Origin of the sequence: Microbacterium nanhaiense, assembly GCF_014646015.1 — a bacterium.
Classification (GTDB): Bacteria; Actinomycetota; Actinomycetes; order Actinomycetales; family Microbacteriaceae; genus Microbacterium; species Microbacterium nanhaiense.
On sequence record NZ_BMMQ01000009.1, the window covers coordinates 58,683 to 85,228 of the forward strand.

Below are 26,546 nucleotides of genomic sequence, written 5' to 3' on the forward strand. Positions count from 1 at the left end.
GTGTTTCCCCGGAGGTGCCCAATTGTTTCCGCGTGTAAACGAGTGCCTCACACCGTCGCCGCGCGCGGTGTGAGGCGTTACAGCCCGGCGTCCTCCAGCTCGGAGATGACGATCTTCTTCATCGCCATCATCGTCTGCACCTGCTTCGGGGTCGTCATGAGCTGCGCCATGTTGGCGGGGACGATCTGCCAGCTGACACCGAAGCGATCCTTGCACCAGCCGCACTGCTCGGCCTCGGGCGTGTGCGAGAGGGCGTGCCAGTAATAGTCGATCTCGTCCTGATCCGCGCAGGTGACGACGAAGGAGACGGCCTCGCTCAGCTGGAACACCGGGCCGCCGTCGAGGCACACGAAGTCGACGCCGTCGAGCGTGAATTCGCCGTTGATCACCTTCCCGCGCATGCCCTCGAAGTGCTCGTCGAGGCTCTCGTCCGGATAGGTCTCGATCGAGCGGATCCTCGAGTTCGGGAAGATCGCCGTGTAGTACTCCATCGCCTCCCGCGCCTGATCGTTGAACCACAGGCACGGCTGGATCTTGCTGAGCTCCATCGCTTGCTCCGTTCGTCGGGTGCTACCGACGGTACGCGCGTGCGCGGCGCGGGGGAAGGGGCTGGTATCAGCCCGTGAAGGTGAGCCAGAGGAGCAGCGCGTTGAGGGCGACCAGGAAGGCGGCGAAGACGGCGCCGAGGAGGGTCGTCCACCAGCGGTTCCGGTAGGCTCCGAGCACGCCCTCGCGCGCCGTGAGCCACACGAGCGGCACGAGGGCGAAGGGGATGCCGAACGACAGCACCACCTGGCTCAGGATCAGCGCCTGGGTCGGGTCGAAGCCCACGCCGAGCACGACGAGCGCCGGAATCAGCGTCACGACCCGGCGCGCGAGCAGGGGCACGCGCACCCGCAGGAGCCCGTGCATGATCTCGGATCCGGCGTACGCGCCCACGGCGGTGGAGGCGAGTCCCGACGCGAGCAGGCCGACCGCGAAGACGGTCGCGACGGATCCGCCCAGCACCGCGGCGAGCGCCGCGTGCGCCCCCTCGAGGCTGTCGGTGCCCGGGACGCCCGGCAGATTCGCGGCGCCGAGCAGCAGGATCGCGAGGTTCACGGATCCGGCGATCGCGAGCGCGATCGTCACGTCCCAGCGCGTCGCGCGGAGGAGCCGCGGGATGCGGGCGGGGTTCCCGCCCGACGCGGGGTCGCTGCTCACCGAATCCGTGGCGAAGCGGTCGCGGGCGAGGGCGGAGTGGGCGTAGATCGCGTGGGGCATGACGGTCGCGCCGAGGATCGAGGCGGCGAGGAGCACGGAGTCGGACCCCTCGAAGCGCGGCACGAGGCCCGCGACGACGGATCCGGCGTCCGGTGGACCGAGGAAGACGCCGACCGTGAAGCCGACCGCGATGATCGCGAGGAGCGCGATGACGACGAACTCGAACGGCTTCGCGCCCCGGCGCGACTGGATCCACAGCAGCAGCATCGAGACCGCGCCCGTGATGAGGCCGCCCGCGAGCAGCGGGATGTCGAAGAGCAGCCACAGCGCCACGGCGCCACCGATGATCTCGGCGATGTCGGTGGCCATCGCGACGAGTTCGGCCTGCAGCCAGTACGCCCGGCGGCCCGTCGTCGAGGTGATCCGGCGCCCCAAGGTCTCGGCGAGGCTCTTGCCGGTGACGACGCCGAGCTTCGCAGAGAGGTACTGGATCAGCCAGGCCATCGCGTTGCCCAGCACGACGACCCACACCAGCAGATAGCCGAAGCGCGCGCCCGCAGACATGTTCGTCGCGACGTTTCCGGGGTCGAGATAGGCGACGCCGGCGACGAGGGCGGGGCCGAGCAGCCAGGCACGGGTCTTGGTCATGCACCCATAGTGGCAGATTTTTCGGTACACCGAAATCTCTGGATGGCGGCCGCGCGATCGCGCCCGGATCTCCCTCCCACGGGCGGGTGGGACGATGGATCCGTGACCGATGAACCGACCCACGGCGTGGGGCCCTGGCAGGGCGAATGGCCGACGGACGAGCGCTACGACCGCGAGCTGCTCGAACACGGCGATACCCGCAACGTCGTGGACGAGTACCGCTACTGGACGATGGAGGCCATCGTCGCCGACCTCGATGCGAAGCGCCACGGCTTCCACGTGGCGATCGAGAACTGGCAGCACGACATGAACATCGGATCCATCGTGCGCAGCGCGAACGCGTTCCTCGCGGAGGCCGTGCACATCATCGGCCGGCGGCGCTGGAACCGCCGCGGCGCGATGGTCACCGACCGCTACCAGCACGTGATCCATCACCCCGATGTGGCGTCGTTCCGCGCCTGGATGGACGAGCGCGGGATCCCCATCATCGCCGTCGACAACGTCGGCGAGGCGCTGCCGGTCGATAGGGCGGATCTGCCGGAGCGGTGCGTGTTCCTCTTCGGCCAGGAGGGCCCGGGCCTCACCGACGAGGCCCTCGCCGCGGCCTCGTCCCACATCGAGATCACGCAGTACGGATCCACGCGCTCGATGAACGCCTCGGCCGCCGGCGCGGTCGTGATGTACGAATGGTGCAGGCGGTGGGCGTAGCCCGGCGCCGGCACGCGCCGAAGGCGCCAGCGGCACCGCGCCCCGCGTCACCCGCCCGCGGGGGACGCAGGCGCTGGGCGTAGCCCGCGCAATTCCTCACTTTCCCGACCGCTCATCATGTCTCCGACAACTCCTCCGGCAACGACGGATGATTCGTCGGAGACTGGATGACGTGTGGCGAATGGGATGATTTACGCGGTGAGCCAGACGGCCTCCGCGGCCCCCTCCGGGAGCTCGACGGGCGTGCCGTCGAGCTCGAGGCCGTCGGCGCTCACGACGACGCGCGTGCCCACATCGATTCCGCAGGCGGTGATCGCGCGCAGCAGCAGCGGATCCCGGTCCAGCACGCGCAGCACGCGCCCCTCGTGCCCGACCGGCGCGGCGTCGAGGCGCACGAACGCGGGGCGGGCGACGGATCCGTCGGGCCGCGGGATGAGGTCGCCGTGCGGGTCGACCTCGGGGTGGCCGAGGCGGGCGTCGACCTTGGCGAGCATGCGGTCGCTCAGCGCGTGCTCGAGCACCTCGGCCTCGTCGTGCACCTCGTCCCACGTGTATCCGAACTCGCGCACCAGCCAGGTCTCGATGAGGCGGTGGCGGCGCGTCATCGCGATCGCGCGGGCCGAGCCGGCGGCGGTGAGCGTGACGGCGCGGTAGGGCTCGTGATGCACGAGGCCCGAGGCCGCGAGCTTCTTGACCATCTCGGTCACGCTCGACGGCGCCACGCCGAGCTTGGCCGCGAGCACCGAGGAGGAGATGGGCTGATCCTGCCACTCGGTGTGGGCGTAGATCGTCTTGAGGTAGTCGTCGGCTGCGGGGCTGGAGGGCATGCCTCCAAACTACCTGCGGCCCCGCGCCGCCTTCGCGAACGGCCAGGTCTCCCCGGAGAGCTGCTCGCAGCGCGCCCAGATCTCGGCCCGCAATTCCGGATCCAGGGACGTCGCGGACGGGCGCTGCCGCTCGGTGCCGCGCCCGAAGAGGCGCGGGCCCCAGTATTCGCCGCCGCCGATCTCGGGATCCACGAGGGCGCGGACGATCGCGTCGGCGCCGCGCTCCTTACTCGTCGCGATGGGTGCCTGCAGGCCGTCGCGGATCCGCTTCCAGCGGCTGGGCTCGTTCACGCCCGTGATCGTCTCGGTGCGGCCGCCGATCGCGTACCCGGGGTGCGCGACGACGCTCGCCACGGGCACCTCGGCGTCGCGGAGGCGGGCGTCGGCCTCGAAGCCGAGCGCCTGCACGGCGACCTTCGACTGCACGTAGGCCTTCCACCCCGAGTACGACTCCTCCAGCTGCACATCCGTCGGACGGTATGCCCCGAGGCGCGTCGAGATGCTGCCGAGCCACACCATGCGGGGGGTGCGGCGCGCGCTCGCGGAGCGGGCGAGGGAGACGAGCAGCTCGGCGCCCAGCACGAAGTGTCCGAGGGCGTTCGTGGAGAACACGAGCTCGCGCCCGTCGCGGGTCAGGGTGCGCTCCCGCGGCGTGTGCACGATGCCGGCGTTGAAGATCACGCCGTCGAGGCGGCGGCGGTCGAAGAGCCCGCCGCGCAGGCTGGCGGCGGCCGAGCGCACGGATCCGGGGTTCGCGACGTCGAGGATCAGCGTCTCGACGCTCGCGCCCGGCACGCGCGCTTCGAGCGCGTCGTGCGCGGCCGCGAGCCGGTTCGGGTGCCGGCCGCTCATGATGACGTGCGCGCCGGCGCGCGCGAGCTTCTCGGAGGCGAAGTAGCCGAGCCCCGCGTTGGAGCCCGTCACGAGATAGGTCCGCCCGTCCTGGGGCGGCACCTCGAAGTCGTCACCCGAGTGTGTGCGCACGATGCCGAGCATATTCCAGTGCCCGGCTTCCCGGGCGCGGCGCGCGGGAAAGAGGGCCTCGCAGATATTCCCCGATCGGCATACGCTGTGATCATGCAGAATCGCGGCGACATCGAGTGCTGGCTGACCGATATGGACGGCGTTCTCGTTCACGAGAATCGTGCCATCCCCGGCGCCCCTGAGCTGCTGGCGCAGTGGGCGAAGAACGATACCCCGTTCCTCGTGCTCACGAACAATTCGATCTTCACGCCCCGCGACCTGTCGGCGCGGCTGAGCGCGAGCGGCATCGAGGTGCCCGAGGAACGCATCTGGACCTCGGCGCTCGCAACGGCGGCGTTCCTGAGGAGCCAGTCGCCCGGCGGCACCGCCTACGTGGTCGGCGAGGCGGGAATTCTGACCGCGATGCACGAGGCCGGCTTCATCATGACCGAGACGGATCCGGAATACGTCGTCATCGGCGAGACCCGCAACTACTCCTTCGAGGCGATCACGAAGGCCATCCGCCTGATCAACGGCGGCGCCCGGTTCATCTCGACGAACCCCGATGCGACGGGCCCCTCCGCCGAGGGTCCGCTCCCCGCCACCGGCGCCATCAACGCCCTCATCACCAAGGCGACGGGCAAGGAGCCCTACGTCGTCGGCAAGCCGAACCCGATGATGTTCCGCTCGGCCCTCAACCGCATCGGCGCGCACAGCGAGAACACCGGCATGATCGGCGACCGCATGGACACCGACATCGTCGCGGGCATCGAAGCGGGCCTGCACACCGTTCTCGTCATGACCGGCATCAGCGACCAGCGCGAGATCGACCGCTACCCGTTCCGTCCGAGCGAGATCCTCGGATCCGTCGCGGAGCTGCTGGAGTCATGATGGAGATCTTCGGCATCGTCATCGCGCTCGCCTGCGTGAGCGCGATCGTCATGGGCATCCGCGCCGTGATGCACCTGAACAAGTCGGGGCGCGACGACGACGACGAGTTCGGCCCGCGCCGCTGACGCGGGCCGAACCGGCCTACGGCCTCAGCGCCAGCGCCGCGGCCCCGATGAGGGGGCCGTCGGCACCGAGGCCGCTGCGCACCACGCGCGTTGCCCGCGCGTAGGGGAGCTCGGCCCACTTCGCGAGGGACGCGGCCACGAGCTCGACGTAGTCGTCGGCGACGAAGCTGAAACCGCCCGAGATCGCGATGACCTCGAGGTCGAGCAGGGTCGACGCGTCGGCGAGCGCGCGTCCCACCGCTTCGGCGGAACGCTCGATGGCGGCGCGCGCGACGCGATCTCCGCGCCGCGCGTCGTCCGAGAGTTGTTCGCCCGTGGTGCCCTGCCAGCCGTTCAGCTGCGCCCAGCGCACACTCGACGGGCCGGAGGCGACCTCTTCGAGGGTGAGCTCGCCGCCCTGCTCGGCCGCATGCGTCTGGCCGAGGTGCCCGGCGTTGCCGGTGCGCCCGCCGATCGGGCGCCCGCCGATGACGATTCCGCCGCCGACGCCCGTCGACACGACGATCGACAGCGACGCGGTCGTACCGCGCGCGGCGCCCAGCCACGATTCGGCCATGGCGAGCGCGCCGCCGTCGTGGCGCATGGTGACGTCGACGTCGCTCGCGCCCAGGTCGACGATGACCGCGTCGCGCACGGCCTCGACGAGGCCGAAGCCGAACGCGTTCGGCATGTTGACGGGGTGGATCGTGCCGTCGGCCAGGCTCACCGGGCCCGCGGATCCGATGCCGGCGCCCGCGAAGTCCGCGCCCTGCGGCAGGTGGTCGAGGGCGTGGGCGACGACGGTCGACACGGCCCGCGCGAGGCCGTCTGCCGTGATGTCGCGCCCCGTGGGCACGCGGTTGCGGCTGGCGGCGAGGACCTCGCCCGCCTCGGAGACGAGCCCGGCCTCGATCTTCGTGCCACCCAGGTCGATGGCGAGCGCGTAGCGGGTCATCGTCACTGCGGGTCGAGACCGAGGTCGCCGAGATCGATGGCGGCGCGCCACTCGAGGCCCTCGGCCTCGATCGCGGCCTGCGCGCCCGTCAGGCGGTCGACGATCACGGCGACGGCGACGACCTCGGCACCGGCCTTGCGCAGCGCCTCGACGGCCTTGAGCGCCGACTGTCCGGTCGTCGAGGTGTCTTCGAGCACGACGACGCGCTTGCCCTCGACCTCCGCGCCCTCGATCTGGCGGCCGCGGCCGTGATCCTTGGGCTCCTTGCGAACCACGAAGGCGTCGAGGGGCTTCTCGGACGACGCGGTCGCGTGCATGACGGCGTTGGCGATGGGATCCGCGCCGAGCGTCAGGCCGCCGACGGCGACGACGCCGTCGATATCGGCGATGAGGTCGGCCATGATGCGGCCGATCGCGGGCGCGGCTCGGTGGTCGAGCGTGAGCTTGCGCATGTCGACGTAGTACGTGGCCTTCTTGCCGCTCGAGAGCGTGAAGTCACCGTGGAACACCGCCTCATCTTTGATGAGCGCGATGAGGTTCTGGCGGTCGTTTTCGAGCGCGGGCGTGGATGCGATGGCCATGCGACCCAGTCTATTCTTTTCGCCCCGTAGGCTTGGGGCATGGCAAAGAAGGCACGTCAGCCGCTCGAGGAGTGGCTCGCATCGCACCCGTTGAAGAAGCCGGGTATGTTCGCGGGTGAGGGGTACTCGCGCCGCGCCGTCGACGAGGTCACCGACAAGATCGTCGACCGCCTGCGGGCGGACCGGCAGTACATGGACCTCATCAAGAAGCTCGATTTCCCCCGTGCGCCGCGCGCCGAGGCCTACGACATCGCCGCCGTGGACGACCTCTTCGACAACCTGAAGTGGGGCTCCGACCCCCGCCACTAGGCTTTTGGGCATGCGCATCGCGACCTGGAATGTGAACTCCGTCCGTGCCCGTGTCGAGCGGATCGTGGCCTTCGCCGAGCGAGAGGGCATCGATGTCCTGCTGATGCAGGAGATCAAGTGCAAGCCCGAGCAGTTCCCGTTCCAGCCCTTCGAGGACGCCGGCTACACCGTCGAGGCGCACGGCCTGAATCAGTGGAACGGCGTCGCGATCGCCAGCCGCCTCCCGATGGAGGACGTGCAGCTGTCGTTCCCCGGGATGCCGGGCTTCAAGAAGGGCTACGACGGCGACGACGCGCCGCTCGAGGCCCGCGCGATCTCGGCCCTCATCGAGGGCACGCGGCTGTGGAGCCTCTACGTTCCGAACGGTCGCGGGCTCGATGACCCGCACTACGCCTACAAGCTGCGCTTCTTCGCGGCCCTGGAGGAGTACGTGCGCGGCGAGCTCGCGAAGGATCCGTCGCTGCCGCTCGCTCTCACGGGCGACTTCAACGTCGCGCCCTTCGACGCCGACAACGGCGACCCGTCGATCATCGAGGGCGTGACGACGCACGTCTCCCCGGCCGAGCGGGCCGCCTTCTTCGCGCTCGGCGACGCCGGCCTCACCGATGTCGTGCGCCCCCTGGTACCGGAGGGCTTCACCTTCTGGGACTACAAGCAGCTGCGCTTCCCCCGGAACGAGGGCCTGCGCATCGACTTCATCCTCGGCTCGCCCGCCTTCGCCGAGGCCGTCGAGGGCGCCTCGATCCAGCGCGACGAGCGCAAGGGCGAGGGCCCGAGCGACCACGTCCCGGTCGTCGTCGACCTGAACCTCGATGAGAATGACGACGACGACCTGCCGATGATCTTCGGCTGAGCCCGGAGAGGTTCCCCGGCTATAACGCGCCGCCCCGGCGTCCGCAACCCCTGAGGCCGACACGGTGAGGTCGGCGGAGGATGTGGACGAGCCGCCGACGGCGCGGCTCGGAAGGAAGGAACCCATGACCGACACGACTCCGACGCAGCGCGTCGCCGAATTGATCTCGGATCACCGGATCGCCATGCTGACCACGCGCAACGAGGAGGGGCGCCTCGCCGCGCACCCGCTCACCGTGCAGGAATCGGAATTCGACGGGGATCTGTGGTTCCTCGTCTCGAAGAGCTCGACGTTCGCCTCCGACCTCCGCCACGACGCGCACGCGGGCATCTCGCTCTCGTCCGGAAGCTCGTGGGTGTCGCTATCGGGCGAGGCACAGCTGGTGGAGGATCCCGCGAAGGTGCACGAGCTGTGGAGCTCGATGGACGAGGCGTGGTTCCCGCAGGGCGTCGACGACCCGGATCTCGGCCTGCTGAAGTTCACGGCCGAGTCCGCGGAGTATTGGGACTCCCCCGGCGGCAAGATCGCCGCCGCCTTCAGCCTCGTCAAGGCGAAGCTCACCGGGGAGCGGTACCAGGGCGAGAACGAGACGGTCGAGCTGCCGTAGCGTTCCGCCCGGCCCCTACACGACCCCGTTCCGGTACGCCCACACCACGGCGGCGACGCGGTCGCGGGACCCGGTTTTCATCAGGATATTGGAGACGTGGGTCTTCACGGTCGCCTCGCCGATGTACAGCTCGCTCGCGATCTCGGCGTTGCTCATCGCCCGGGCGAGGAGGCGGAGGATCTCGGTCTCGCGCTCGGTGAAGCCCGCGGGCTCTGCGGGATCCGCGGAGACGGCGGCGCCGTGCCGCTCGATCACGCGCCGGGTCACCGCGGGCGCGAGCAGCGCGTCGCCCGCGGCGGCGACGCGCGCCGCGTTCACGAGTTCCTCGGGCCCGGCGTTCTTGAGCAGGAAACCGCTGGCCCCGGCGTCGAGCGCGGCGAAGAGGTAGTCGTCGCGGTCGAAGGTCGTCACGATGACGACGCTCGCGCGCCCGCCCGCGGCGACGATCCGCCGGGTAGCCTCGATGCCGTCCATGTCCGGCATCTGCACGTCCATGAACACGACGTCCGGATCCAGCGCCGCCGCGCGGGCGACGCCCTCGAGGCCCGTGGCCGCCTCGCCGGCGATCTGCACGCCCGAGGCCTCGAGGATCATCCGGAACCCCGCCCTCATGGTCGCGTGGTCGTCGACGAGTAGAACGGTGGGCTGATTCATGAACCTATCCTCCGTTGAAATGACACATGTGAGGGGTGTGGACGCCCGCAACCCCGGAAAGGTGTCATATGAATGGTGGGGTGAGGGGGACCTTGACGCGCACGAGGTAGCCGCCGGAGTCGCGCGGGCCCGCCTCCAGGTGGGCGCCCATCGCCGTGGCGCGCTCGCGCATGCCGAGGGTGCCGAGGCCCGTGCGCGAGGCGAGGACGATGCGGCCCGTATTCGTCACCTCGAGCTCGACGAAGTCGGATCCGTAGCGCAGCCGCACATCGGCCGTCACGTCGGGCCCCGCATGGCGGCGCGCGTTCGTCAGCGCCTCCTGCGCGATGCGGTACAGGTTGACCTGGGCGAAGGCGGGAACGGGCCGCGGCTCGCCCACGATGCGGAGGCTCGTGGGGGTGCCGGCCGCCTGCGAGGAGCGCACCAGCGGATCCAGCGCCTCGAGCCCGATAGTCGACGGCGCGTCGTCGTCATCATCGGAGGAGCGCAGCGTGTCGAGGAGGTGCCGCAGCTCGCCGATGACCTGCCGCGACGATTCCTCGACCGCCGCGAGCGCGCCCTTGGCGGCCTCCGGATTCGCGTCGAGCACGGTGCGCGCGGCCCCCGCCTGCACGCCCATTGCCGAGACGTGGTGGGCGACGACGTCGTGCAGCTCGCGGGCGATGCGCACGCGATCGAGGGCCACCGCCTGAGCGGCGGCGATCTCCTGCTGCTCCTCGAGCTCCTGGGTGCGCTCCCGCAGGGCACGGCGGCCGAGGGCCGCCTCGTAGGCGCGGTCGCCCATGACATAGGCTCCCGCGAAGAACACGAGGTTCACGAGCCACTGGATCATCATGTACGCCACGAGCGGCGACATCGCACCCACGGCGTCGGGCATTCCCTCCGGTGGCGGCTCGGTCGCCGAGCGGAAGGTCGCGACCAGCAGCCAGATGAACATGGCGGCGATGATGCCGAAGCGCACGAGCTGCGCCCGGCGCCGGTCGTCGACCCACGCGCCGACGGTGTACATCGAGAGGAACAGCGCGATCTGGCCGACGTAGGCCTCCGTCGCGCCGGCCTCCATGCCGACGATGTAGACGAGGTTGACGACGATCGCGACGAGGATCGGGTGGCGACGCCGCACCACGAACGGCAGCGAGAGCGCCGCGGCGTAGAGCAGGCCCCAGCGGAGGTCGAGGCCAGCGGATCCGAACATCTGGGCGAAGTAGCCGAGGATCAGGCTGATCACCGAGCCGACGAAGAGCGCCAGGCCCACCCAGACGTCGCTGCGCGCCTCCGCCGCGGTCAGCGGATCCCGGGTGAAGGTCGCGGCGGCCGCGGCCGCCGCCGGCCGCTCGAGCGTCGTGGTCATGCGATCTACGCTATGCGGATCCGGCGACGCTCGCTTCCCCCGCGCGGCGGATCCGGTGCCCCGCGCACAGCAGAGCGCCCCACGGATCCCGGGGGAGAAAGTGGATCCGTGGGGCGCTGGTCTGATGAGGCTTAGGCGTGGGCCTTCTGCATGCGGGCGACGTGACCGAGGAAGGCGTCGGTGTAGCCCTGGAGGAACGCCTTGGTGCCCTCGTTCGTGATCTCGCCGTTCTCGATGAGGCCCGGCGTGACCTGGATGAAGCCCTCGGGCTGGCCCATGACGATCGCGTTGACGTGGCTCAGCACGGCCTTGAGGTGCTGCTGGGCGGCCGCGGTGGCGATGCCGCCGGGCGAGGCGCCGATGACCGCGACGGGGGTGCCGCCGAAGGAGAAGTCGCCGTAGGGGCGGCTCGCCCACTCGATCGCGTTCTTGAGGACGCCGGGGATCGAGCGGTTGTACTCGGGGGTGAAGATGATGATGCCGTCGGCCGACTCGATCTGGTCCTTGTAGTCGCGCGCGACCTGCGGGAAGTCTGCCTCGAGGTCGGTCGAGAAGAAGGGCAGCTGCTTGATCGGGATCTCGAAGACCTCGACGTCGGCCGGGAAGAGCTTCGCGAGGGCTTCAGCGAGCTGGCGGTTGATCGAGGTCGATCCGATGGATCCGACGATGTAGCCGATCTTCGTCACAGGGGTTCTCCTTGAGAGTCTTCAGGGGTCGGGCGCGAGTGCTCCGTGAAGCTGAAACCACGATAGCGGCAGCTGTATTCCCGTGAATCTAATTTTCCTGTGCGTCGCCGACGCCTCCCCCGCGAGGGGGAGAGCACGATCTCCCCCACCGGGCGGAAGCGCGCCGCCTCGGCCTTCCGTAGCGTCGGAGACACACAGCGACAGAAAGGATCCGACATGCTCGAGATCATCGGAATCACGAAACGATACGGCGAGCGCACCGTGCTCGACGACGTGTCGTTCACCGTCGGCCGGGGCCGGCTGACCGGTTTCGTCGGCGGCAACGGCGCCGGCAAGACGACGACGATGCGCATCGCGCTCGGCCTGCTCTCGCGAGAGTCCGGATCCGTGCGCCTCGACGGCACCGAGCTCACCGCCGACCGCCGCCGCGGCTTCGGATACATGCCGGAGGAGCGCGGCCTCTACCCCAAGATGAAGGTGCTCGAGCAGATCGCGTACCTCGCCCGGCTGCACGGCTTCGACAAGCGCGAGGCGACGGCGAAGGCGACCGAGATCCTCACCCAGCTGGGCCTCGAGGAGCGCCTGAACGACGGCATCGAATCGCTCTCGCTCGGCAACCAGCAGCGCGCCCAGATCGCCGCCGCGATCGTGCACGACCCCGACGTGCTGATCCTCGACGAGCCCTTCAGCGGCCTGGATCCGCTGGCCGTCGAAACGGTCGTCGGCGTGCTGCAGGAGCGCGCGCAGCGCGGCGCCGCGGTGCTGTTCTCCTCGCACCAGCTCGACGTCGTCGAGCGGCTCTGCGACGACCTCGTCATCATCGCGGGCGGCACTGTCCGCGCCGCGGGCGAGCGCGAGGCGCTCCGCCGCGAGCACTCGAGCAACCGATACGAACTCGTCTCCTCGGGAGACGCCGGCTGGATCCGCGACGAGCCCGGCGTGGAGGTGGTCGAGTTCGACACCGGCCACGCCGTCTTCGACGTCGACGGCGAGGAGACCGCGCAGCGCGTTCTCCGGCGCGCCGTCGCGGAAGGATCCGTCACCACCTTCGCCCCGCAGCACCCCTCGCTCGCCCAGATCTTCAAGGAGGTCGTCCGATGAACGCGCAGCCCCTGTCCCTGCCCCAGGCCACGTACCTCGTCGCGGAGCGCGAGGTCACCACCCGCGTGCGCAGCAAGGCCTTCATCATCTCCACGCTGATCCTCCTGATCGGCATCATCGTCGGCATCGTCGCCATGAACTTCTTCGCGAATCGCGAGGAGTCGACGACGGTCGCCGCACCCGCCGAGATCGCCGCGACGCTCGGGAGCCTGCCCGGGGTCGAGATCACCGAGGTCTCCTCCGCGTCGGACGCCCGCGCACTCGTCGAATCGGAGGAGGTCGACGCCGCCGTGATCTCGAGCGCCGACTCCCCCACCGGGACGGCGATCGTCGCCCTCACCGAAGCCCCGAGCGGGCTCGTCGAGGCGCTGTCGCAGCCGCCCGCGGTCGAGCTGCTGAACCCGGACGGTGGCTGGTCGCCGATCCGCTACATCCTCGCGATCGCGTTCGGCATCGTGTTCATGATGTCGGCGATGTCGTTCGGCATGCCGGTCGCGACGAGCGTCGTCGAGGAGAAGCAGACGCGCGTGATCGAGATCCTCATCACGTCGATCCCGGCGCGCGCGCTGCTGGCCGGCAAGGTGCTCGGCAACACGCTCCTCGCCCTGGCCCAGATCGTCCTGATCGTCGCCGCGGTCGCCGTGTCGCTCGTCCTCACCGATCAGACCACGATCCTCGCGGGGCTCGGGACTCCGCTGCTCTGGTTCGCCCTGTTCTTCGTGACGGGCTTCCTGCTGATCGCGACGCTCTTCGCCGCGACGGGCGCGATGGTCTCGCGCCAGGAGGACATCAGCCAGTCGATCGCACCGATCATGTACATCGTGATGATCCCGTACTTCCTCGTGATCTTCTTCAACGACAACCCGCTCGTGATGACGATCATGTCGTACGTGCCGTTCTCGTCGCCGGTGTCGATGCCGATCCGCCTCTTCTTCAACGAGGCCAGCTGGTGGGAGCCGATCGTCTCGATCGCGATCTCGTTCCTCGCCTTCGCCGCCGTCATCGGTCTCGCCGCGAAGATCTACGAGAACTCGCTGCTGCGGATGGGCTCGAAGGTGAAGTGGCGCGAGGCGCTGCGGAAGTAACCGGGGCCGGAACGCGGCGGAGCATTTCGCGGGAAGCGTGGTCTCCGCCGCGCCGGGCCGCGTAGACGCCCGCGAGGCGCAGGCGGGCGGCGGCGGCGTACGCCGGCACGCGGTCCCAGACGGCGCCCCCGCCGAAGCCCTCGCGCAGCGCCGCCGCGCCGAGGCGCGCGCGGCCCTCCGGCAGCATCCCCTGCACCTCGCGCAGCTCCAGGTGCACCAGGAGGTTCGCGACGTCGAGGGCGCGCTCGCCGACCCCGAGGGTATCGACGTCGATGAGCCTGATCGGGGCGATGCCGCTCGCCGGCAGCAGCAGCTGCTTATCGTGCAGGTCGCGGTGCAGCACGCCGCGCGGGCCGGATCCGCTCCGCAGGCCCCGTTCGACCAGCGCATACTCGTCGGGCGCGTGCAGCCCGCCTCCGGCGAGGGCGCGGCGGATCGCGGCGAGCTCCTCGTCGACGCCGTGCGTCGGCAGGCCCGACGGGTCGAGCTCCGCGAGCTCGGCGAGCCCAGCGCCGACCGTCCGCCACGCCGCGCGGAAGTCGTCGCCGCCGAGGTCCCGTCCCGCCTCGAGCAGGGTCCGCTCTCCGACGCTCTCGAGGCTCAGGGTCGCGCGGGCGTCGTCCCGCCGGAGGATCCGCGGCGCGCGGAGCGTGGCGAGCCCGGTCACGCGTTCTGCCCGGTCGGCGATGCCGGCGAAGCGCGAGGCGCGCGCGAGCTTGACGAAGCGGTCCCCGCTGCGCAGCACGGCGCGGCGCCCGGCGCGGTGGGCAATCACGGTGGCGTCCGGCGTGGCCGCCGCCGCACCCGGGAGCGCCTCGTCGCCCCGGACCCGTGCGAGCGCGAGGAGAGCCTCCGCCTCGCCGAGCATCCGTTCGCACTCCGACTGCCAGCCCTCGTCCTGGCGGCGGAAGGGCTCGGCGGCGCGCCGCAGCACGCCCGCCGCGGTGTGCGCCAGCAGTGCGGCCTCGGTGATGCTGCCGCCCGCGGCGACGTAGCCCTCGCGGAGCGCGGCGCCCGCGAGCGCCCGCGGGATCCCGCGCGCGATCTCGTCGGCGGCCCAGGATCCGAGGTCGGCGTGCGGGTCGCCGACGCCCGCGCGGTCAAGGTCGATGACGAAGGTCCCCGCGGGCCCCGTGAGCACCTGATCGGCGGAGAAGTCGCCGTGCACGGGCGCGGTCCGCGTGCCCGCCGCGAGCGCCTCCCGGATCCCCTCGGCGAGCCGCGCCTCGCGCTCCGCGAGCGCCGGGAGCACCGCGGCGAGCGCGCCCGGGGCGGGCGCGTCGACCCGCCGCTCCTCCGCCGGAACTGGCGCCGCGTGCACGCCGGCGAGGATCCGGCCCGCGGCGCGGGCGTCGGCGGATCCGGAGGCCACGGCCCCCGGCACGATCCGGGTCTCGAGGACGCCGTCGTCGCCCGCCCGCACGAGTTCGGCCGTCGGCACGAGCGGCGCGAGCGCGCGGTGACCCGCGAGCGCGGCCCCGGCGCGGTCGGGGGCGTGCGCCTTGATGATCACGCCGCACTCGTCGCACCGGGCGACCCAGCGGCGCGCCGGCTTGTACGCGAGCGTCTCGGCGTGCGGGTGCCGGGCGAGGGCGGCGCGGATCCCCGGCAACGCCCGATCGGCGGCGGCCGCGACGATCGCGATGCCGAGCTCCTCCTCGGCCCGGATGAGATCGCCCGCGGCGCGCGCCGCCCGCACGAGGCGGCCGAGCTTGTCGTGCACGCCGACGGGGTAGACGACGGCCTGGGCGGGCGCACCCGCCACCCGAACCGTCGCGATGAGTGAGGTGCCCGGCTTGTACCGCAGATAGCTCGGCCGCAGGGCGAGGACGGCCGGTAGCCCCGGCAGTTCGGCATCATGCATGGGCGGTGTCCTTCTCGTCGACGATGCGGCCGCGGCGCAGCGTGATCACGCGATCGCAGCTCTCGGCCTCTTCGGGGGTGTGCGTGACGACGATCGTCGTGCGCCCCGCGCAGAGCCGCTCGACCGCGACCCGCACCTTCTCGGCGCTCGCGCCGTCGAGGCCCGCCATGGCCTCGTCGAGGATCACGATGCGCGCGTCGCGCAACATTCCGCGCGCGATGGCGATGCGCTGGCGCTGCCCGCCCGAGAGGGTCTCGCCCCGCTCGCCGACGGGGGTGTCGAGCCCCTCGGGCATCGTCTCGGCGAACTCGGCGACGTTCGCGGCGCGCGCGGCCTCCTCGACCTCGGCGTCGCTCGCGTCGGGGCGACCCATGCGGATGTTCTCGCGAATCGTGCCGGTGAACAGCACCGATTCCTGCAGCACGATCGCGACGTTCTCGCGCAGCGAGGCGAGCGTATAGGCGCGCAGGTCACGACCGTCGATCATGACCGAACCGGCCACGGGGTCCTGCAGGCGCAGCAGCAGCGACGCGAGCGTCGACTTGCCGGATCCGGAGTGGCCGACGAGCGCGACGCGCTCCCCCGGGGCGATCTCGAGGTCGATGCCGTCGAGAGCCCTGGTGCCGTCTCCGTAGGAGGCGCTGACACCGCGGAACGACACGGCGCCGTCGATGCGCTGCATGCGGTGGGCGCCGGGCAGGTCGTCGAGCTCGTTGCGCGTGCCCACGAGGTCGATGATGCGCTCCCCCGACGCCGCGGCCTTGGCGATGCGGCCCGTGTACTTCGCGAGATCGCGCATCGGCTTGAACGCGCCCTTCAGGTACTGCACGAACACGACGAGGTCTCCGGGCGTGAGGCGCCCCTCGAGCACGCCCCAGCCGCCGACGAGCAGAACCGCCGCGGTGGCGACGCCGACGAGCACGTCGGTCCAGCGCTCGAGACCCGCCGAGAGCCGCGTCGCGCGCACGCCCTCCGACAGCTCGCGATCGTTCGATTTCTGGAAGCCCTGCTCGAGCTGGTCCTCGAGGGAGTAGGCATGCACGACCTTGATCGCCCCGAAGGATTCACCGGCGGATCCGGCGAGCTCGCCCTCGCGGGTGCGCTGCACGCGGGCCGCCGAGGTGATCCGCCGCGACGCGCGCCGGGAGTGCAGCACGAAGACCGGCAGGGCCGCGGCGACGATGAGGCCCAGGCGCCAGTCGATCACGAACATCACGGCGAGCATGCCGAGGAGCGTGACGACGTTTCCGATGAGGGGCATTGCGGCGGTGACGGCGACATCGCGCAGCTTGCCGATGTCGGACACGAGCCGGTTGATGAGATCGCCCGAGCGGGTCCCCGTGTGGAAGCGCAGCGGCAGGCGCAGGGTATGCGAGAACACATCGCTCCGCACGGCGTTCATCGCCCGCGTGCCCGCGAGCGAGAAGCACACCGTCATCAGGTACGAGGAGAGCGCGCGCAGCCCCGCCGCCGCCACCACGCCGAGCGCGCAGAGGGCCAGCAGCCCCAGGATCCCGGTGCGCTCCGCGGCGCCGGGCGCGATGACCGCATCGATCACGAACTTCAGCGGCCACGGCTCGAACAAACGGAACGCGACCTCCGCGAACATCGCGACGAAGCCGCCCGCGATGAGGCGGCGCTCGGGCTTCAGGTACGGGCGCAGAAAGCGGAGGAGGCGGCGTCCGCGGCGGTGATCCCGCTCCTTGCCGCTCATGACGGCACCCGCTCGAGCGTGCGATCGACGACGTGACGCCAGGTGCGCGTGCGCTCGATCTCGTCGCGGCCGGCCTCCGCGAGCTCGCGCCGCAGCGCCGGATCCTCGGCCAGCAGGAACAGCGCCGACGCGAGCGCGTCGGTGTCGGAGGGCGCGACGAGCACCCCGGTCCGGCCGTGGTCGATGAGCTCCGGCAGCTGGCCGACGCGGGAGGCGACCACGACCGCTCCCGCCGCCAGGTACTCGAGGACCTTGAGCGGGGAAAAGTACGGGTCGCCCGTTGCGGGGTAGGGAGCGGCCGCGACGTCGATCATGCGCAACCACCGAGGCACCTCGGACGGGGCGATCGCGCCGGTGAAGAGGGTGCGGCCGGCGATGCCGCGCTCGGCGGCGCGGGCCTCGAGCGCCTCGCGCTGCGGGCCATCGCCGATGATGACGAGGCGCGCGTCGAGCCGCGCCCCCGCGAGCTGCGCGAACGCGTCGATCAGCGTCTCGGTGCCGTGCCAGGGCTTCAGCGTGCCCACGAATCCGACCGTGAAGGGGCCGTCCCCGTCGCGCGCCTCCCACGCGAAGCGGTCGGCGTTGACGCCGTTGGGCTCCACCACGACGCGCGCGTTCGGCGCCTGCTCGAGGGCCCACGATGCGACGGGGTGCGAGACGCACACGACCACCGACGCGTCCGAGATCACCCGCCGGGCGACGGCGTCGGCGGCATCGGCGTGCACCAGCTCGCGGTGCTCAGCCTGTTCCCGCGGCAGCGGGGCGTTGACCTCGAGCACCGAGGGCAGCCCCGCCTCGCGAGCGAAGCCCGTGCCGGCCGTCGCGAAGAGCGCGTACCGCTCGTAGACCAGGTCGAAGGGCGCGGCCGCGTGCGTCGCTTCCAGCGCGAGCGCCGTCTCCGGCTCGAGCTGCATGAGCGCCCGTTCCCGGGCCCGCGCCGATTCCGCGCGGGGCACGGGAAGCACGTGCACCCGCAGGCGCGGCGTCGCGAGATCGCCGCTCGCGTCGCCGCCGGTGCGGCGGCAGAACAGCTCCACCTCGTGTCCGGCCTGGAGCAGGGCCCGGATCACCTCCTGGACGTGCACCGACGCGCCCTTCGTCCCGAAGACGGGAATGCCGGGATCACCGCAGACGTATGCGACGCGCATCACGCCACCTCCTCGAGAAGCGCCGACTGGCGACGCACGTCGAACTCGTCCGCGATGAGCGCGCGGGCCGACGCCGCGAGCGCCGCGGCGTAGCCGGGGTCGTCGATGAGGCGCAGGATCGCGCCGGCCAGTTCGTGCGGCGCGTGCTGCGGGACGACCAGTCCGGTCTCGCCCGCTCGCACCGCCTCGGTGATGCCGGTCACGTCCGTGGAGACGCAGGGCGTTCCGATCGCCATCGCCTCGAGCAGGACCGTCGGAAGACCGTCGGCGTTGCCATCGGATCCGACGACGCACGGGGCGACGAACACGTGCGCCCGCTCGAGCTCGTCGCGCACCTCCGCCTGCGGAAGCGGCCCCGTGAGGGTCACGAGCTCCCCCACACCGAGCGAGGTGATGAGCGCGCGCAGCTCGTTCTCGAGCTCGCCGCCGCCCACGATGCGGCACTGCACGGGACGGCCCGCGGCGCGGAGCTCCGCGACGGCGCGGATGAGGTCGGCGAAGCCCTTCTTCTCGACGAGGCGCCCGACGGCGAGGATCACGGGCTCGCCCGTTCGCCCCGGCACGTAGGCGAAGCGGTCGAGGTCGATGCCGTTGTACACGCGGCGCAGGGGCGTGACCGAGGCGGCCGGGTACGAGCGGATCAGGTGGCGCACGTTGAAGTCGCTCACCGTGACCACGTGCGAGGCGCCCGCGATCTTGCGGTCGACGTCGCGCGGATCCACGCTCTCGTGGAACAGATCCTTGGCGTGGGCCGTGAACGAGTACGGCACGCCCGTCAGCAACGAGGCGAGGCGCGCGACGGTCGTCGCGAGGCTCGCGAAGTGCGCGTGCAGGCGCGTCACGCCGGTGCGGCGGATCGCCAGCGCCAGCTCGATCGCCTGCCCCGCCTCGTCGTGCTCCGCCTCGAGCAGCTCGCCGAGGTGCGCGGCGAGGAGCGGCAGCTCGGGGTGTGCGCGCCGGAGGAGAGCCCAGAGCTCGGACGCCTTCGCCACGCGCGGGATCTGCTCGACGGGTGCCTGCACCTGCGCGAGCGTGTCGTGGAACCGCGTGTCGCTCGTGGGCCGCAGGGAAAAGATCCTGATGTCGGCCCCGCGGCGCTCGCGGGCGATGATCTCCGAGACGACGAAGGTCTCGCTGAAACGCGGGTACATCTTCACGACGTATCCGATGCGGTCATGCGACATGGCGGCTCTCCTGTCGGTGTGCGCCGACGAGGTCAGCGAGGAAGTCGGGGATGCGGGCGAGGCCGCTGAGGTCGAGCTCGGGCATCGCGTGCGGGGTGCGGTGCACGGTCTGCGCCGCCCACGCGGTGATGGCGGCGGGCGAGAGCTCGCGCGGGTCGAGCACGTCGACCGCGCCGAGGCGCTCGAGCGCACGCGCCCGGACGAGCTGCTCGCGGCGGGGAGCGATCCGCGGCACGACGAGCATCGGCGTCGCCGCGGCGAGCGCCTCGCACACCGTGTTGTAGCCGCCCATGCCGACGAGAGCGGCCGCCCCGGCGATGAGCGCGGCGGCGTCGGGGGCCGAGCGCACGACGCGGATGTCGCCGCGCTCCGCGGCGATGCGGCGCACCTCCTCGACGTCGTGCTCGGGCATGTGCGGGCCGGCGACGATCACGCCGCGGTGCCCGTCCGGCATTGCGGCGCGGGCGAAGGCCCGCGCGAGCCCGGCGCCATCGCCCCCCGCGCCCACCATCGCGAGCACGTAGGGGGGTCCGCCCGTCGTGGTGACGGCGCGCGCGGCGGGGCGGCCGTGCGCGAGGTAGCCCGTGTACCGCACGTTCACCCGGCCCGGGACCTTCAGATCGGTGAGGGGGTCGTGCACGAGGGGGTCGCCGTAGACCCACACCTCGTCGTACCAGTTCTTCAGCGCCCGCGCGGTGCGCGCCTCTTTCCACTCCGGCACGGCGGTCGCGGCGTCGTCGAGCACGTCGCGCAGTCCGAGAACGATGCGCCCACCGGCGTGGCGCACGGCGTCGAGGGCGGGTTCGAGCTCGCCGCGGAAACCGCGCGCGTGCTTGTCGACGATGAGCACGTCGGGGGCGAACGACGCGAGCGCGGCGTGCAGCACGGCCTGGCGCATCGCGATGATGTGCTCGGAGCCGACCGAGAGGTGGCGCGAGCGGTAGCGCCCTCGGTCGTCCTTCGAGAGCGCGGGAATCGACACGATGTCGCATCCGACGGGTCGCCCCGCGTGCGCCGCGTCGGGGGCGCTCGTGAGGAGCAGCAGGTCGACCGCGCCGCCGGATCCGCGCAGCGCGTGAGCGATCGCCAGGTTGCGCCGAATGTGGCCGAGACCCTGCGCGTCGTGCGAGTAGAGCGCGACGCGGAGGTGCCTTTCGGGGTCCGTCGTGTGTGTCATGTCACCCACGATGACAGTCGGCGATGAGACGCCTATGACCCGTCCATGAGGGGCCTCTTAGAGAACCGCTGGCGCGGCTCCCGGCGGGTCACACCAGGCGGTATCCGGCGCCGCGCACGGTCTCGATGCGGTGCGCCCCGAGCTTCTGCCGCAGGTAGCCGATGTAGACGTCGGCGATGTTCGAGCCGGGGTCGAAGTCGTAGCCCCACACGCGGCTCAGGAGTTGTTCGCGGCTGAGCACCTGACCGGCGTGGCGCACGAGTTCCTCGGCGAGCGCGTACTCCCGCGCCGAGAGGTCGATCGGCGGCTGGTCGTCGACGCGGGCCTGCCGCGTGCGCACGTCGAGCGTGAGATCACGATGACGGAGCTCGTTCGCGGGGGCCGCGGTGTCCGCGTCGCGGCGCATGCGCAGCCGGATCCGCGCGAGCAGCTCGTCGAAACGGAAGGGCTTGCCGAGGTAGTCGTCGGCGCCGCCCTCGAGCCCGGCGACGGTGTCGCCGACCTCGGTTCGCGCCGTGAGCATGATGATCGGCATGCGGGATCCGGATCCGCGCAGCTCCTCCAGCACTTCGAAGCCGGTCTTCCCCGGCATGTTCACGTCGAGCACGAGCAGGTCGAACTCGTCGGTCTGGGCGAGCGCGAGCGCAGAGGCGCCGTCGTGGGCGACGTGAGTGGCGTAGCCCGCCGCGCGCAGGCCCTTCTCGATGAAGGCGGCGATGCGCTTCTCGTCATCGGCGATGAGGATCGATGCCACCGGCGGGCCTTTCGTTGAGGGGTACGGAGATCTGGAAGATCGATCCGCCGCCCGGCGCGTCCGTGACGCTCGCGGATCCGCCGTGGGCGCGGGCGATGACCTGAACGATGTTGAGGCCGAGCCCGCTGCCCGGCTTCTCCGCCGCCCCGCGCGTGAAGCGTTCGAAGACGCTCTGCTTGTCGGCGTCGGCGACGCCCGGTCCGTAATCGCGCACCCACAGGTGCAGCTGGCCGGCGTCGGTGTGGCTGCCGATCACGAATCGGCCGCCGCCGTGGGTGACAGCGTTCTGAGAGAGCTGCAGCAGCGCCTGCGTGATCCTGGCCGCGTCGAGCGGGGCGACCACCTCGGCGATCGGACCGGCGGCGACGTCCGCGCCGTCGATTCCGGAAGCCTTGCGCGTGACCTGGGCGATGAGGTCGGCGGCGTCGGTCGGCACGGGCTGAACGGGCGTCGGCCCGTGCAGCGACGCCGTCGAGGACAGGTCCTGCACGAGCCTGCTCATGCGGTCGAGTTCGTCGACGACGAGCGCCTGCGTCTCGCGCACATCGCTCGGCTCTTCGGGATCCAGCAGCTCCACGTGGCCGCGGACGATGGTCAGCGGGGTCTTGAGCTCGTGCCCGACGTCGCTCAGCAGCTGGCGCTGCGAGTCGAGGGCCCCGTCGAGGCGGTCGAGCATGGCATTCATCGTGGCGGCGAGCTCGGAGACATCGTCGCGTCCCTCGATCGGGAGGCGCTCCCCGAGCGACTGCGCCGATACCCGCTCGGCCGTCTCGCGCATGCGGCGCAACGGGCGGAGCAGGCGCCCGGCGACGATCGTCGCCACGCCCGCGATCACGACGATGACGACGATCGACGAGATGACGAAGATCCGGCCCGGCTCGACCAGCTCGGACAGCTCCGCGTGCACGTCGTACGCCATGATGAACAGCACGTCGGAGGCGTCCGGGGCGTTCGGAAGCTCCACGGGCGCGGCGAGGAAGCGCCAGTTGACGCCCTCATCGGCGTAGGTGCCGAGCACGGGATCGCCGCCCGCCGCCGCCTCGACGGCGAAGGGCACGAAGCCGGGCGCCTCGCGCAGGTCGACGTCGAGGGGCACGCCGGGAAGGTAGGCGATGTTGTCGTCGACGACGCCGAGCACGCCCGTGTTGTCGTCGGGGCTCATGCGCCGCACGATGTCCTCGAGCGCCTCGCGCGAGGATCCCCAGCCGAGGGGGTTGGCTTCGTCGCCCTCGACGATGAAGCGCGCGGACTCGAGGTTCGCCCGCAGCCGGTCCTCGACCTGATGCATGATCGTCGCCCGCTCGACGACGAAGACGGCCGCGGCGACGGCCGCGAGACCGAGCGCGGCGACAAGCGTGATGACGACGACGAGGCGCACGCGCACCGATACCACGGGCATGCGTCGCTTCGGAGGCCTCGAGTCGTTCACGCCTCTCAGTATTGCTCCCCGCGTCGGCGGAATCCGGGCGATTCGGCCTCCATAAGAGCCTTCTCATCGAGCGGTGATGCGCAGTTTATGCCGAACCCGCACCATGGAGTCATGACCCGGAAAGCTGTCATCCTCACCTTCGTGGGCGGCCTGGCGCTCGCCGCGATCGTCGGCGGTGGCGCGCTCGCGGCCTCGGCGCTCGCGCCGCAGACCACGGGCGGGCACGTGCTCGACGGCGGCGCGATCACCGGCGAATACACCGTGACGCCCACACCGTCCCCCACCGCTCCGGCGGGCCCAACGGCCACCCCGTCGCCGAGCGCCTCCCCCAGCGCCTCCCCCACCCCGGACAAGAAGCCGACCCCCGCGCCGGCGCCCGCGTCGCAGGCCCCCGCACCGGAACCCGCACCGGATCCGGCACCGGCTCCCGCGCCGGCACCCGCTCCCGAGCCCAAGTATGTGCCCCCGGCACCGCCCGTCGAGGTCGACGATGACGATGACTGGGACGACGACGGAGACGACGACTGGGACGACGATGACGGAGACGACGGGGACGACGACGACTGATCGTCGCCGCCGATCGCGCCGCGCGGATCCGCTTCTCTCCGGCACCTCCTCCGCGGTCGGCGGAGGAGGCGCCGGAGATGCGTGGGGTTAGGACGGATCCGTCACCGCGAGGCCGTCGCCCGACGCGGCCACGTCGACCCGCACCATGTCGCCGTCGTGGATCCGGCCCGCGAGGATGCCCTTCGCCAGCTGATCCTGCACCTGCTTCTGGATGAGCCGGCGCAACGGGCGCGCGCCGAACGCGGGGTCGTAGCCGCGCTCCGCGAGCCACGTCCGGGCGTCCGGGGTGACGGCGAGCGTGAGCCGGCGATCCGCCAGGCGACGCTGCAGCAGGTCGATCTGCAGCTCGACGATCTGCGCGAGCTCGTCCTCGCCGAGGGCCGTGAACACCACGATGTCGTCGAGGCGGTTCACGAACTCGGGCTTGAACGAGCGCTGCACGAGCTCGAGCACCTGCTCGCGCTTGGTCTCGAGCGGGATCATCGGGTCGATGAGGATCGGCGATCCGATGTTGCTCGTGAGGATCAGGATGACGTTCTTGAAGTCGACCGTGCGGCCCTGACCGTCGGTCAGGCGCCCGTCGTCCATCACCTGCAGCAGCACGTCGAACACCTCGGGGTGCGCCTTCTCGACCTCGTCGAGCAGCACCACCGAGTAGGGGCGGCGACGCACGGCCTCGGTGAGCTGACCGCCCTGGTCGTAGCCGACGTACCCGGGAGGGGCGCCGACGAGGCGCGAGACGGAGTGCTTCTCGCCGTACTCGGACATGTCGATGCGGATCATCGCCTGCTCGTCGTCGAAGAGGAACTCCGCGAGAGCCTTCGCGAGTTCGGTCTTGCCGACGCCGGTGGGGCCGAGGAACATGAAGGATCCGGTCGGCCGGTTCGGATCCGACAGCCCGGCGCGCGAGCGTCGCACGGCGTCGGAGACGGCGGCCACTGCCTCGCGCTGACCGATGAGCCTCTTGCCGAGCTCGGCCTCGAGGTGCAGGAGCTTCTCGCTCTCGCCCTGCAGCAGGCGCCCAACGGGGATGCCTGTCCACGCCGCGATGACGCCCGCGATGTCCTCGTCGGTCACCTGGTCGCCGACCATCCGCTCGCCCTGCTGCTCGGCGGCATCCGCCTCGGTGAGCTCGCGCTCGAGGGCGGGAATCTCGCCGTATAGCAGGCGCGATGCCTTCTCCAGCTGACCCTCGCGCTGGGCGCGCTCGGCCTGGATCCGCGCCTCGTCGAGGCGGGTCTTCAGCTCGCCGACGCGGTTGAGCGAGGCGCGCTCGGCCTCCCAGCGGGCCTGCATCTCGTCGAGCTGCTTCTGCTGCTCGGCCATGGTGTCGCGGAGGGTGGCGAGGCGCTCCTTCGAGGCCGGGTCCTTCTCCTTCTTGAGCGCGAGCTCTTCGAGCTTCAGGCGGTCGACGTGGCGGCGCAGCTCGTCGATCTCGAGCGGGGCGGAGTCGATCTCCATGCGCAGCCGGCTCGCCGCCTCGTCGATCAGGTCGATGGCCTTGTCCGGCAGCTGGCGGCTGGGGATGTAGCGGTGCGAGAGCGACGCCGCCGCGACGAGCGCGCCGTCGGCGATCGAGACCTTGTGGTGCGCCTCGTAGCGCTGCTTGAGACCGCGCAGGATCGCAATGGTGTCCTCCACCGACGGCTCGCCCACGTACACCTGCTGGAAGCGGCGCTCGAGGGCCGCGTCCTTCTCGATGAACTCGCGGTACTCGTTGAGCGTCGTCGCGCCGATGAGCCGCAGCTCGCCGCGGGCGAGCATCGGCTTGAGCATGTTCGCGGCCGCGACGGATCCCTCCCCGCCGCCCGCGCCCATGAGCACGTGCAGCTCGTCGATGAAGGTCACGACGCGACCCTCCGACTCGGTGATCTCCTGCAGGACGCTCTTCAGGCGTTCCTCGAACTGACCGCGGTACATTGCGCCCGCGACGAGCGCCGAGATGTCGAGGGCGATCAGCTCCTTGCCCTTCAGCGACTCCGCGACGTCGCCCGCGACGATGCGCTGGGCGAGGCCCTCGACGACGGCCGTCTTGCCGACGCCGGGCTCACCGATGAGCACGGGGTTGTTCTTGGTGCGGCGCGTCAGCACCTGGCTCACGCGGCGGATCTCGCTGTCGCGTCCGATCACCGGGTCGAGCTTGCCGCTGCGGGCGCGCTCGGTGAGGTTGATGCCGAACTGCTCGAGTGCGCTCTTCTGCTCTTCTTGTTGTGCCGCCATGTTTTACCTCCTGGGTGATCGAATCCTGGGTGACCAAACTTGAGTAGGGTTGACTCAAGTTTAGCACTGTCGAGCGCACAACCGCTCGCCGCTGGTCCGGCGCCCGACGCACTCGGGTCCCGGATCCGCCCGGACCGCCCCGCGCGTCAGGCTCGCACGCCGTACAGCTCGCCGATCTCCTTCGACCCCATGCCCCGACTGTAGGTGGGATGCTGCGGCCAGCCCTCGGGAGAGTCCTCCCATTCCTCCTGCCTGCCGTACGGCAGGAGGTCGACCAGGCCCTGCAGGTGACTGAGCCGCTCGGTGCCGCGACCGTTGGTGTGCCAGGTGCGGTACACGGTGTCGCCGTCGCGGAGGAAGACGTTCACCGCGAACCCCGCCCCGGGAGGGGCGCCGACATCGGCGCCGAAGGAGCTGCCGGCGCTGGAGTACCACGCCATCTTGTTGCCCACGCGGTCGCGATACGCCAGGAGCTCGTCGATGGGGCCGTTGCTGACGATCACGAATCGGGCGTCGTAGTACCGCTCCAGCACGTCGAGGCGCGTGAACTGCGAGGTGAACCCCGTGCAGCCCGGACACTGCCACGTGTTGCCGTCCGACCACATGTGGTTGTAGACGATCAGCTGCGAGCGGCCGCCGAAGACCTCGGTCAGGGTCACCGGACCCTCCTCGCCGACCAGGGTGTACGCGGGCAACTCGACCATCGGCAGGCGACGGCGCTCGGCCGCGATCGCGTCGAGCTCGCGGGTGGCGGCCTTCTCGCGCACCCTCAGGTCATCGAGCCGGCGCTGCCATTCCTCGGCGGACACGATCGGGGGAAGGGGTACGGCGCTCATCGCAACCTCCGTCATCGGAATCGGTCGCCCTCAGTCTGCGCGCGGACACCGGCGCCGTCAACGGGGTGCGCGCGGCCCTCCGCGGCCGAACGCACGCCGGCGGTCGCCGCGGGCGGAGGCCCGCGGG

At 71.2% G+C, this 26,546-nt stretch carries 27 protein-coding genes; 9 read left to right on the forward strand and 18 right to left on the reverse strand.

Going from position 1 to position 26,546, the window contains the following annotated elements:
- Positions 1-77: 77 nt before the first annotated feature.
- Positions 78-548, reverse strand: coding sequence for a VOC family protein (locus tag IEX05_RS13035; RefSeq protein WP_188702550.1), 471 nt, complete (start codon positions 546-548; stop codon positions 78-80).
- 67 nt (positions 549-615) lie between these two features.
- A complete protein-coding gene (locus IEX05_RS13040; protein ID WP_188702552.1) occupies positions 616-1,851 on the reverse strand; it encodes an Nramp family divalent metal transporter in 1,236 nt (411 codons plus the stop codon).
- A 102-nt stretch (positions 1,852-1,953) separates the two neighbouring features.
- Between IEX05_RS13040 and IEX05_RS13045 the strand changes: the two genes are divergently transcribed.
- The gene (locus tag IEX05_RS13045; RefSeq protein ID WP_229661309.1) at positions 1,954-2,559 is read left to right on the forward strand and encodes a TrmH family RNA methyltransferase; all 606 of its coding nucleotides are present in this window, start codon (positions 1,954-1,956) and stop codon (positions 2,557-2,559) included.
- 191 nt (positions 2,560-2,750) lie between these two features.
- On the opposite strand, the gene IEX05_RS13050 is transcribed toward IEX05_RS13045, so the two are convergent.
- Positions 2,751-3,386 carry a metal-dependent transcriptional regulator gene (locus tag IEX05_RS13050; protein WP_188702555.1) on the reverse strand — a complete coding sequence of 212 codons (636 nt, stop codon included), beginning with the start codon at positions 3,384-3,386 and terminating at the stop codon, positions 2,751-2,753.
- A gap of 9 nt (positions 3,387-3,395) precedes the next feature.
- On the reverse strand, positions 3,396-4,370 hold the full coding sequence (locus IEX05_RS13055) for an SDR family NAD(P)-dependent oxidoreductase (protein WP_229661310.1): 975 nt from the start codon (positions 4,368-4,370) through the stop codon (positions 3,396-3,398).
- A 93-nt stretch (positions 4,371-4,463) separates the two neighbouring features.
- Between IEX05_RS13055 and IEX05_RS13060 the strand changes: the two genes are divergently transcribed.
- Complete coding sequence (locus IEX05_RS13060; protein ID WP_188702558.1) at positions 4,464-5,240, forward strand: HAD-IIA family hydrolase; 777 nt, start codon at positions 4,464-4,466, stop codon at positions 5,238-5,240.
- On the forward strand, positions 5,237-5,365 hold the full coding sequence (locus tag IEX05_RS15445; RefSeq protein WP_268237876.1) for a hypothetical protein: 129 nt from the start codon (positions 5,237-5,239) through the stop codon (positions 5,363-5,365). Before IEX05_RS13060 ends, IEX05_RS15445 begins: the two co-directional genes overlap by 4 nt.
- 16 nt (positions 5,366-5,381) lie before the next feature.
- Here IEX05_RS15445 and IEX05_RS13065 read toward each other — a convergent pair whose 3' ends face one another.
- Together IEX05_RS13065 and pyrE are read right to left on the reverse strand one after the other, a co-directional pair.
- The gene (locus IEX05_RS13065; RefSeq protein WP_188702664.1) at positions 5,382-6,299 is read right to left on the reverse strand and encodes an ROK family protein; all 918 of its coding nucleotides are present in this window, start codon (positions 6,297-6,299) and stop codon (positions 5,382-5,384) included.
- A 2-nt stretch (positions 6,300-6,301) separates the two neighbouring features.
- On the reverse strand, positions 6,302-6,880 hold the full coding sequence (gene pyrE / locus IEX05_RS13070) for an orotate phosphoribosyltransferase (protein WP_188702560.1): 579 nt from the start codon (positions 6,878-6,880) through the stop codon (positions 6,302-6,304).
- A gap of 39 nt (positions 6,881-6,919) precedes the next feature.
- Between pyrE and IEX05_RS13075 the strand changes: the two genes are divergently transcribed.
- The 3 genes from IEX05_RS13075 to IEX05_RS13085 all read left to right on the forward strand — a co-directional run bounded on the left by IEX05_RS13075 (position 6,920) and on the right by IEX05_RS13085 (position 8,649).
- Entirely contained in the window at positions 6,920-7,189 is a 270-nt protein-coding gene (locus tag IEX05_RS13075) for a hypothetical protein (RefSeq protein ID WP_188702562.1), read from the forward strand.
- Positions 7,190-7,199: 10 nt separating this feature from the next.
- On the forward strand, positions 7,200-8,042 hold the full coding sequence (locus IEX05_RS13080; protein ID WP_188702564.1) for an exodeoxyribonuclease III: 843 nt from the start codon (positions 7,200-7,202) through the stop codon (positions 8,040-8,042).
- Positions 8,043-8,166: 124 nt separating this feature from the next.
- Complete coding sequence (locus IEX05_RS13085) at positions 8,167-8,649, forward strand: pyridoxamine 5'-phosphate oxidase family protein (protein WP_188702566.1); 483 nt, start codon at positions 8,167-8,169, stop codon at positions 8,647-8,649.
- A 15-nt stretch (positions 8,650-8,664) separates the two neighbouring features.
- On the opposite strand, the gene IEX05_RS13090 is transcribed toward IEX05_RS13085, so the two are convergent.
- The 3 genes from IEX05_RS13090 to IEX05_RS13100 form a co-directional block, all read right to left on the reverse strand.
- The gene (locus IEX05_RS13090; protein ID WP_188702568.1) at positions 8,665-9,303 is read right to left on the reverse strand and encodes a response regulator; all 639 of its coding nucleotides are present in this window, start codon (positions 9,301-9,303) and stop codon (positions 8,665-8,667) included.
- 64 nt (positions 9,304-9,367) lie between these two features.
- Positions 9,368-10,654 carry a sensor histidine kinase gene (locus IEX05_RS13095; protein WP_188702570.1) on the reverse strand — a complete coding sequence of 429 codons (1,287 nt, stop codon included), beginning with the start codon at positions 10,652-10,654 and terminating at the stop codon, positions 9,368-9,370.
- A gap of 131 nt (positions 10,655-10,785) precedes the next feature.
- Complete coding sequence (locus IEX05_RS13100) at positions 10,786-11,340, reverse strand: NADPH-dependent FMN reductase (protein ID WP_188702572.1); 555 nt, start codon at positions 11,338-11,340, stop codon at positions 10,786-10,788.
- A 216-nt stretch (positions 11,341-11,556) separates the two neighbouring features.
- On the opposite strand from IEX05_RS13100, the gene IEX05_RS13105 reads away from it, so the two are divergent.
- Positions 11,557-12,441, forward strand: coding sequence for an ABC transporter ATP-binding protein (locus IEX05_RS13105; RefSeq protein ID WP_188702574.1), 885 nt, complete (start codon positions 11,557-11,559; stop codon positions 12,439-12,441).
- On the forward strand, positions 12,438-13,526 hold the full coding sequence (locus IEX05_RS13110) for an ABC transporter permease (RefSeq protein WP_188702575.1): 1,089 nt from the start codon (positions 12,438-12,440) through the stop codon (positions 13,524-13,526). Before IEX05_RS13105 ends, IEX05_RS13110 begins: the two co-directional genes overlap by 4 nt.
- Here IEX05_RS13110 and IEX05_RS13115 read toward each other — a convergent pair.
- The 7 genes from IEX05_RS13115 to IEX05_RS13145 all read right to left on the reverse strand — a co-directional run bounded on the left by IEX05_RS13115 (position 13,441) and on the right by IEX05_RS13145 (position 22,796).
- Positions 13,441-15,390, reverse strand: a complete 1,950-nt coding sequence (locus IEX05_RS13115) for a phosphotransferase (RefSeq protein ID WP_188702577.1) — start codon at positions 15,388-15,390, stop codon at positions 13,441-13,443. The genes IEX05_RS13110 and IEX05_RS13115 overlap by 86 nt on opposite strands.
- Positions 15,383-17,104, reverse strand: coding sequence for an ABC transporter ATP-binding protein (locus tag IEX05_RS13120; protein WP_188702580.1), 1,722 nt, complete (start codon positions 17,102-17,104; stop codon positions 15,383-15,385). The genes IEX05_RS13115 and IEX05_RS13120 overlap by 8 nt, the downstream gene beginning before the upstream one ends.
- Positions 17,101-18,252 carry a glycosyltransferase family 4 protein gene (locus IEX05_RS13125; RefSeq protein ID WP_229661320.1) on the reverse strand — a complete coding sequence of 384 codons (1,152 nt, stop codon included), beginning with the start codon at positions 18,250-18,252 and terminating at the stop codon, positions 17,101-17,103. The genes IEX05_RS13120 and IEX05_RS13125 overlap by 4 nt, the downstream gene beginning before the upstream one ends.
- Positions 18,252-19,436 carry a glycosyltransferase gene (locus IEX05_RS13130; RefSeq protein WP_188702584.1) on the reverse strand — a complete coding sequence of 395 codons (1,185 nt, stop codon included), beginning with the start codon at positions 19,434-19,436 and terminating at the stop codon, positions 18,252-18,254. Before IEX05_RS13130 ends, IEX05_RS13125 begins: the two co-directional genes overlap by 1 nt.
- Positions 19,426-20,613 carry a glycosyltransferase family protein gene (locus tag IEX05_RS13135; protein WP_188702586.1) on the reverse strand — a complete coding sequence of 396 codons (1,188 nt, stop codon included), beginning with the start codon at positions 20,611-20,613 and terminating at the stop codon, positions 19,426-19,428. The genes IEX05_RS13130 and IEX05_RS13135 overlap by 11 nt, the downstream gene beginning before the upstream one ends.
- An 88-nt stretch (positions 20,614-20,701) precedes the next feature.
- Positions 20,702-21,367: a response regulator transcription factor gene (locus IEX05_RS13140; RefSeq protein ID WP_188702588.1), complete on the reverse strand. Its 666-nt coding sequence runs from the start codon at positions 21,365-21,367 to the stop codon at positions 20,702-20,704.
- The gene (locus IEX05_RS13145) at positions 21,342-22,796 is read right to left on the reverse strand and encodes a sensor histidine kinase (protein ID WP_188702589.1); all 1,455 of its coding nucleotides are present in this window, start codon (positions 22,794-22,796) and stop codon (positions 21,342-21,344) included. The genes IEX05_RS13140 and IEX05_RS13145 overlap by 26 nt, the downstream gene beginning before the upstream one ends.
- Positions 22,797-22,907: 111 nt before the next feature.
- On the opposite strand from IEX05_RS13145, the gene IEX05_RS13150 reads away from it, so the two are divergent.
- On the forward strand, positions 22,908-23,363 hold the full coding sequence (locus tag IEX05_RS13150; RefSeq protein ID WP_188702680.1) for a hypothetical protein: 456 nt from the start codon (positions 22,908-22,910) through the stop codon (positions 23,361-23,363).
- An 87-nt stretch (positions 23,364-23,450) separates the two neighbouring features.
- Here IEX05_RS13150 and IEX05_RS13155 read toward each other — a convergent pair whose 3' ends face one another.
- A complete protein-coding gene (locus IEX05_RS13155) occupies positions 23,451-25,583 on the reverse strand; it encodes an ATP-dependent Clp protease ATP-binding subunit (protein ID WP_188702592.1) in 2,133 nt (710 codons plus the stop codon).
- Positions 25,584-25,729: 146 nt separating this feature from the next.
- Positions 25,730-26,419: a DUF899 domain-containing protein gene (locus tag IEX05_RS13160; protein ID WP_188702594.1), complete on the reverse strand. Its 690-nt coding sequence runs from the start codon at positions 26,417-26,419 to the stop codon at positions 25,730-25,732.
- Positions 26,420-26,546 lie beyond the last annotated feature (127 nt).

What these genes read in the sequence shown, in the direction of transcription:
- pyrE (WP_188702560.1), bottom strand. Translation starts at nt 6,880, where the DNA reads ATGGCCATCGCATCCACGCCCGCGCTCGAAAACGACCGCCAGAACCTC.
- IEX05_RS15445 (WP_268237876.1), top strand. Translation starts at nt 5,237, where the DNA reads ATGATGGAGATCTTCGGCATCGTCATCGCGCTCGCCTGCGTGAGCGCG.
- IEX05_RS13120 (WP_188702580.1), bottom strand. Translation starts at nt 17,104, where the DNA reads ATGAGCGGCAAGGAGCGGGATCACCGCCGCGGACGCCGCCTCCTCCGC.
- IEX05_RS13085 (WP_188702566.1), top strand. Translation starts at nt 8,167, where the DNA reads ATGACCGACACGACTCCGACGCAGCGCGTCGCCGAATTGATCTCGGAT.
- IEX05_RS13135 (WP_188702586.1), bottom strand. Translation starts at nt 20,613, where the DNA reads ATGACACACACGACGGACCCCGAAAGGCACCTCCGCGTCGCGCTCTAC.
- IEX05_RS13095 (WP_188702570.1), bottom strand. Translation starts at nt 10,654, where the DNA reads ATGACCACGACGCTCGAGCGGCCGGCGGCGGCCGCGGCCGCCGCGACC.
- IEX05_RS13160 (WP_188702594.1), bottom strand. Translation starts at nt 26,419, where the DNA reads ATGAGCGCCGTACCCCTTCCCCCGATCGTGTCCGCCGAGGAATGGCAG.
- IEX05_RS13060 (WP_188702558.1), top strand. Translation starts at nt 4,464, where the DNA reads ATGCAGAATCGCGGCGACATCGAGTGCTGGCTGACCGATATGGACGGC.
- IEX05_RS13065 (WP_188702664.1), bottom strand. Translation starts at nt 6,299, where the DNA reads ATGACCCGCTACGCGCTCGCCATCGACCTGGGTGGCACGAAGATCGAG.
- IEX05_RS13110 (WP_188702575.1), top strand. Translation starts at nt 12,438, where the DNA reads ATGAACGCGCAGCCCCTGTCCCTGCCCCAGGCCACGTACCTCGTCGCG.
- IEX05_RS13105 (WP_188702574.1), top strand. Translation starts at nt 11,557, where the DNA reads ATGCTCGAGATCATCGGAATCACGAAACGATACGGCGAGCGCACCGTG.
- IEX05_RS13040 (WP_188702552.1), bottom strand. Translation starts at nt 1,851, where the DNA reads ATGACCAAGACCCGTGCCTGGCTGCTCGGCCCCGCCCTCGTCGCCGGC.
- IEX05_RS13050 (WP_188702555.1), bottom strand. Translation starts at nt 3,386, where the DNA reads ATGCCCTCCAGCCCCGCAGCCGACGACTACCTCAAGACGATCTACGCC.
- IEX05_RS13150 (WP_188702680.1), top strand. Translation starts at nt 22,908, where the DNA reads ATGACCCGGAAAGCTGTCATCCTCACCTTCGTGGGCGGCCTGGCGCTC.
- IEX05_RS13080 (WP_188702564.1), top strand. Translation starts at nt 7,200, where the DNA reads ATGCGCATCGCGACCTGGAATGTGAACTCCGTCCGTGCCCGTGTCGAG.
- IEX05_RS13090 (WP_188702568.1), bottom strand. Translation starts at nt 9,303, where the DNA reads ATGAATCAGCCCACCGTTCTACTCGTCGACGACCACGCGACCATGAGG.
- IEX05_RS13125 (WP_229661320.1), bottom strand. Translation starts at nt 18,252, where the DNA reads ATGCGCGTCGCATACGTCTGCGGTGATCCCGGCATTCCCGTCTTCGGG.
- IEX05_RS13155 (WP_188702592.1), bottom strand. Translation starts at nt 25,583, where the DNA reads ATGGCGGCACAACAAGAAGAGCAGAAGAGCGCACTCGAGCAGTTCGGC.
- IEX05_RS13075 (WP_188702562.1), top strand. Translation starts at nt 6,920, where the DNA reads ATGGCAAAGAAGGCACGTCAGCCGCTCGAGGAGTGGCTCGCATCGCAC.
- IEX05_RS13115 (WP_188702577.1), bottom strand. Translation starts at nt 15,390, where the DNA reads ATGCATGATGCCGAACTGCCGGGGCTACCGGCCGTCCTCGCCCTGCGG.
- IEX05_RS13130 (WP_188702584.1), bottom strand. Translation starts at nt 19,436, where the DNA reads ATGTCGCATGACCGCATCGGATACGTCGTGAAGATGTACCCGCGTTTC.
- IEX05_RS13035 (WP_188702550.1), bottom strand. Translation starts at nt 548, where the DNA reads ATGGAGCTCAGCAAGATCCAGCCGTGCCTGTGGTTCAACGATCAGGCG.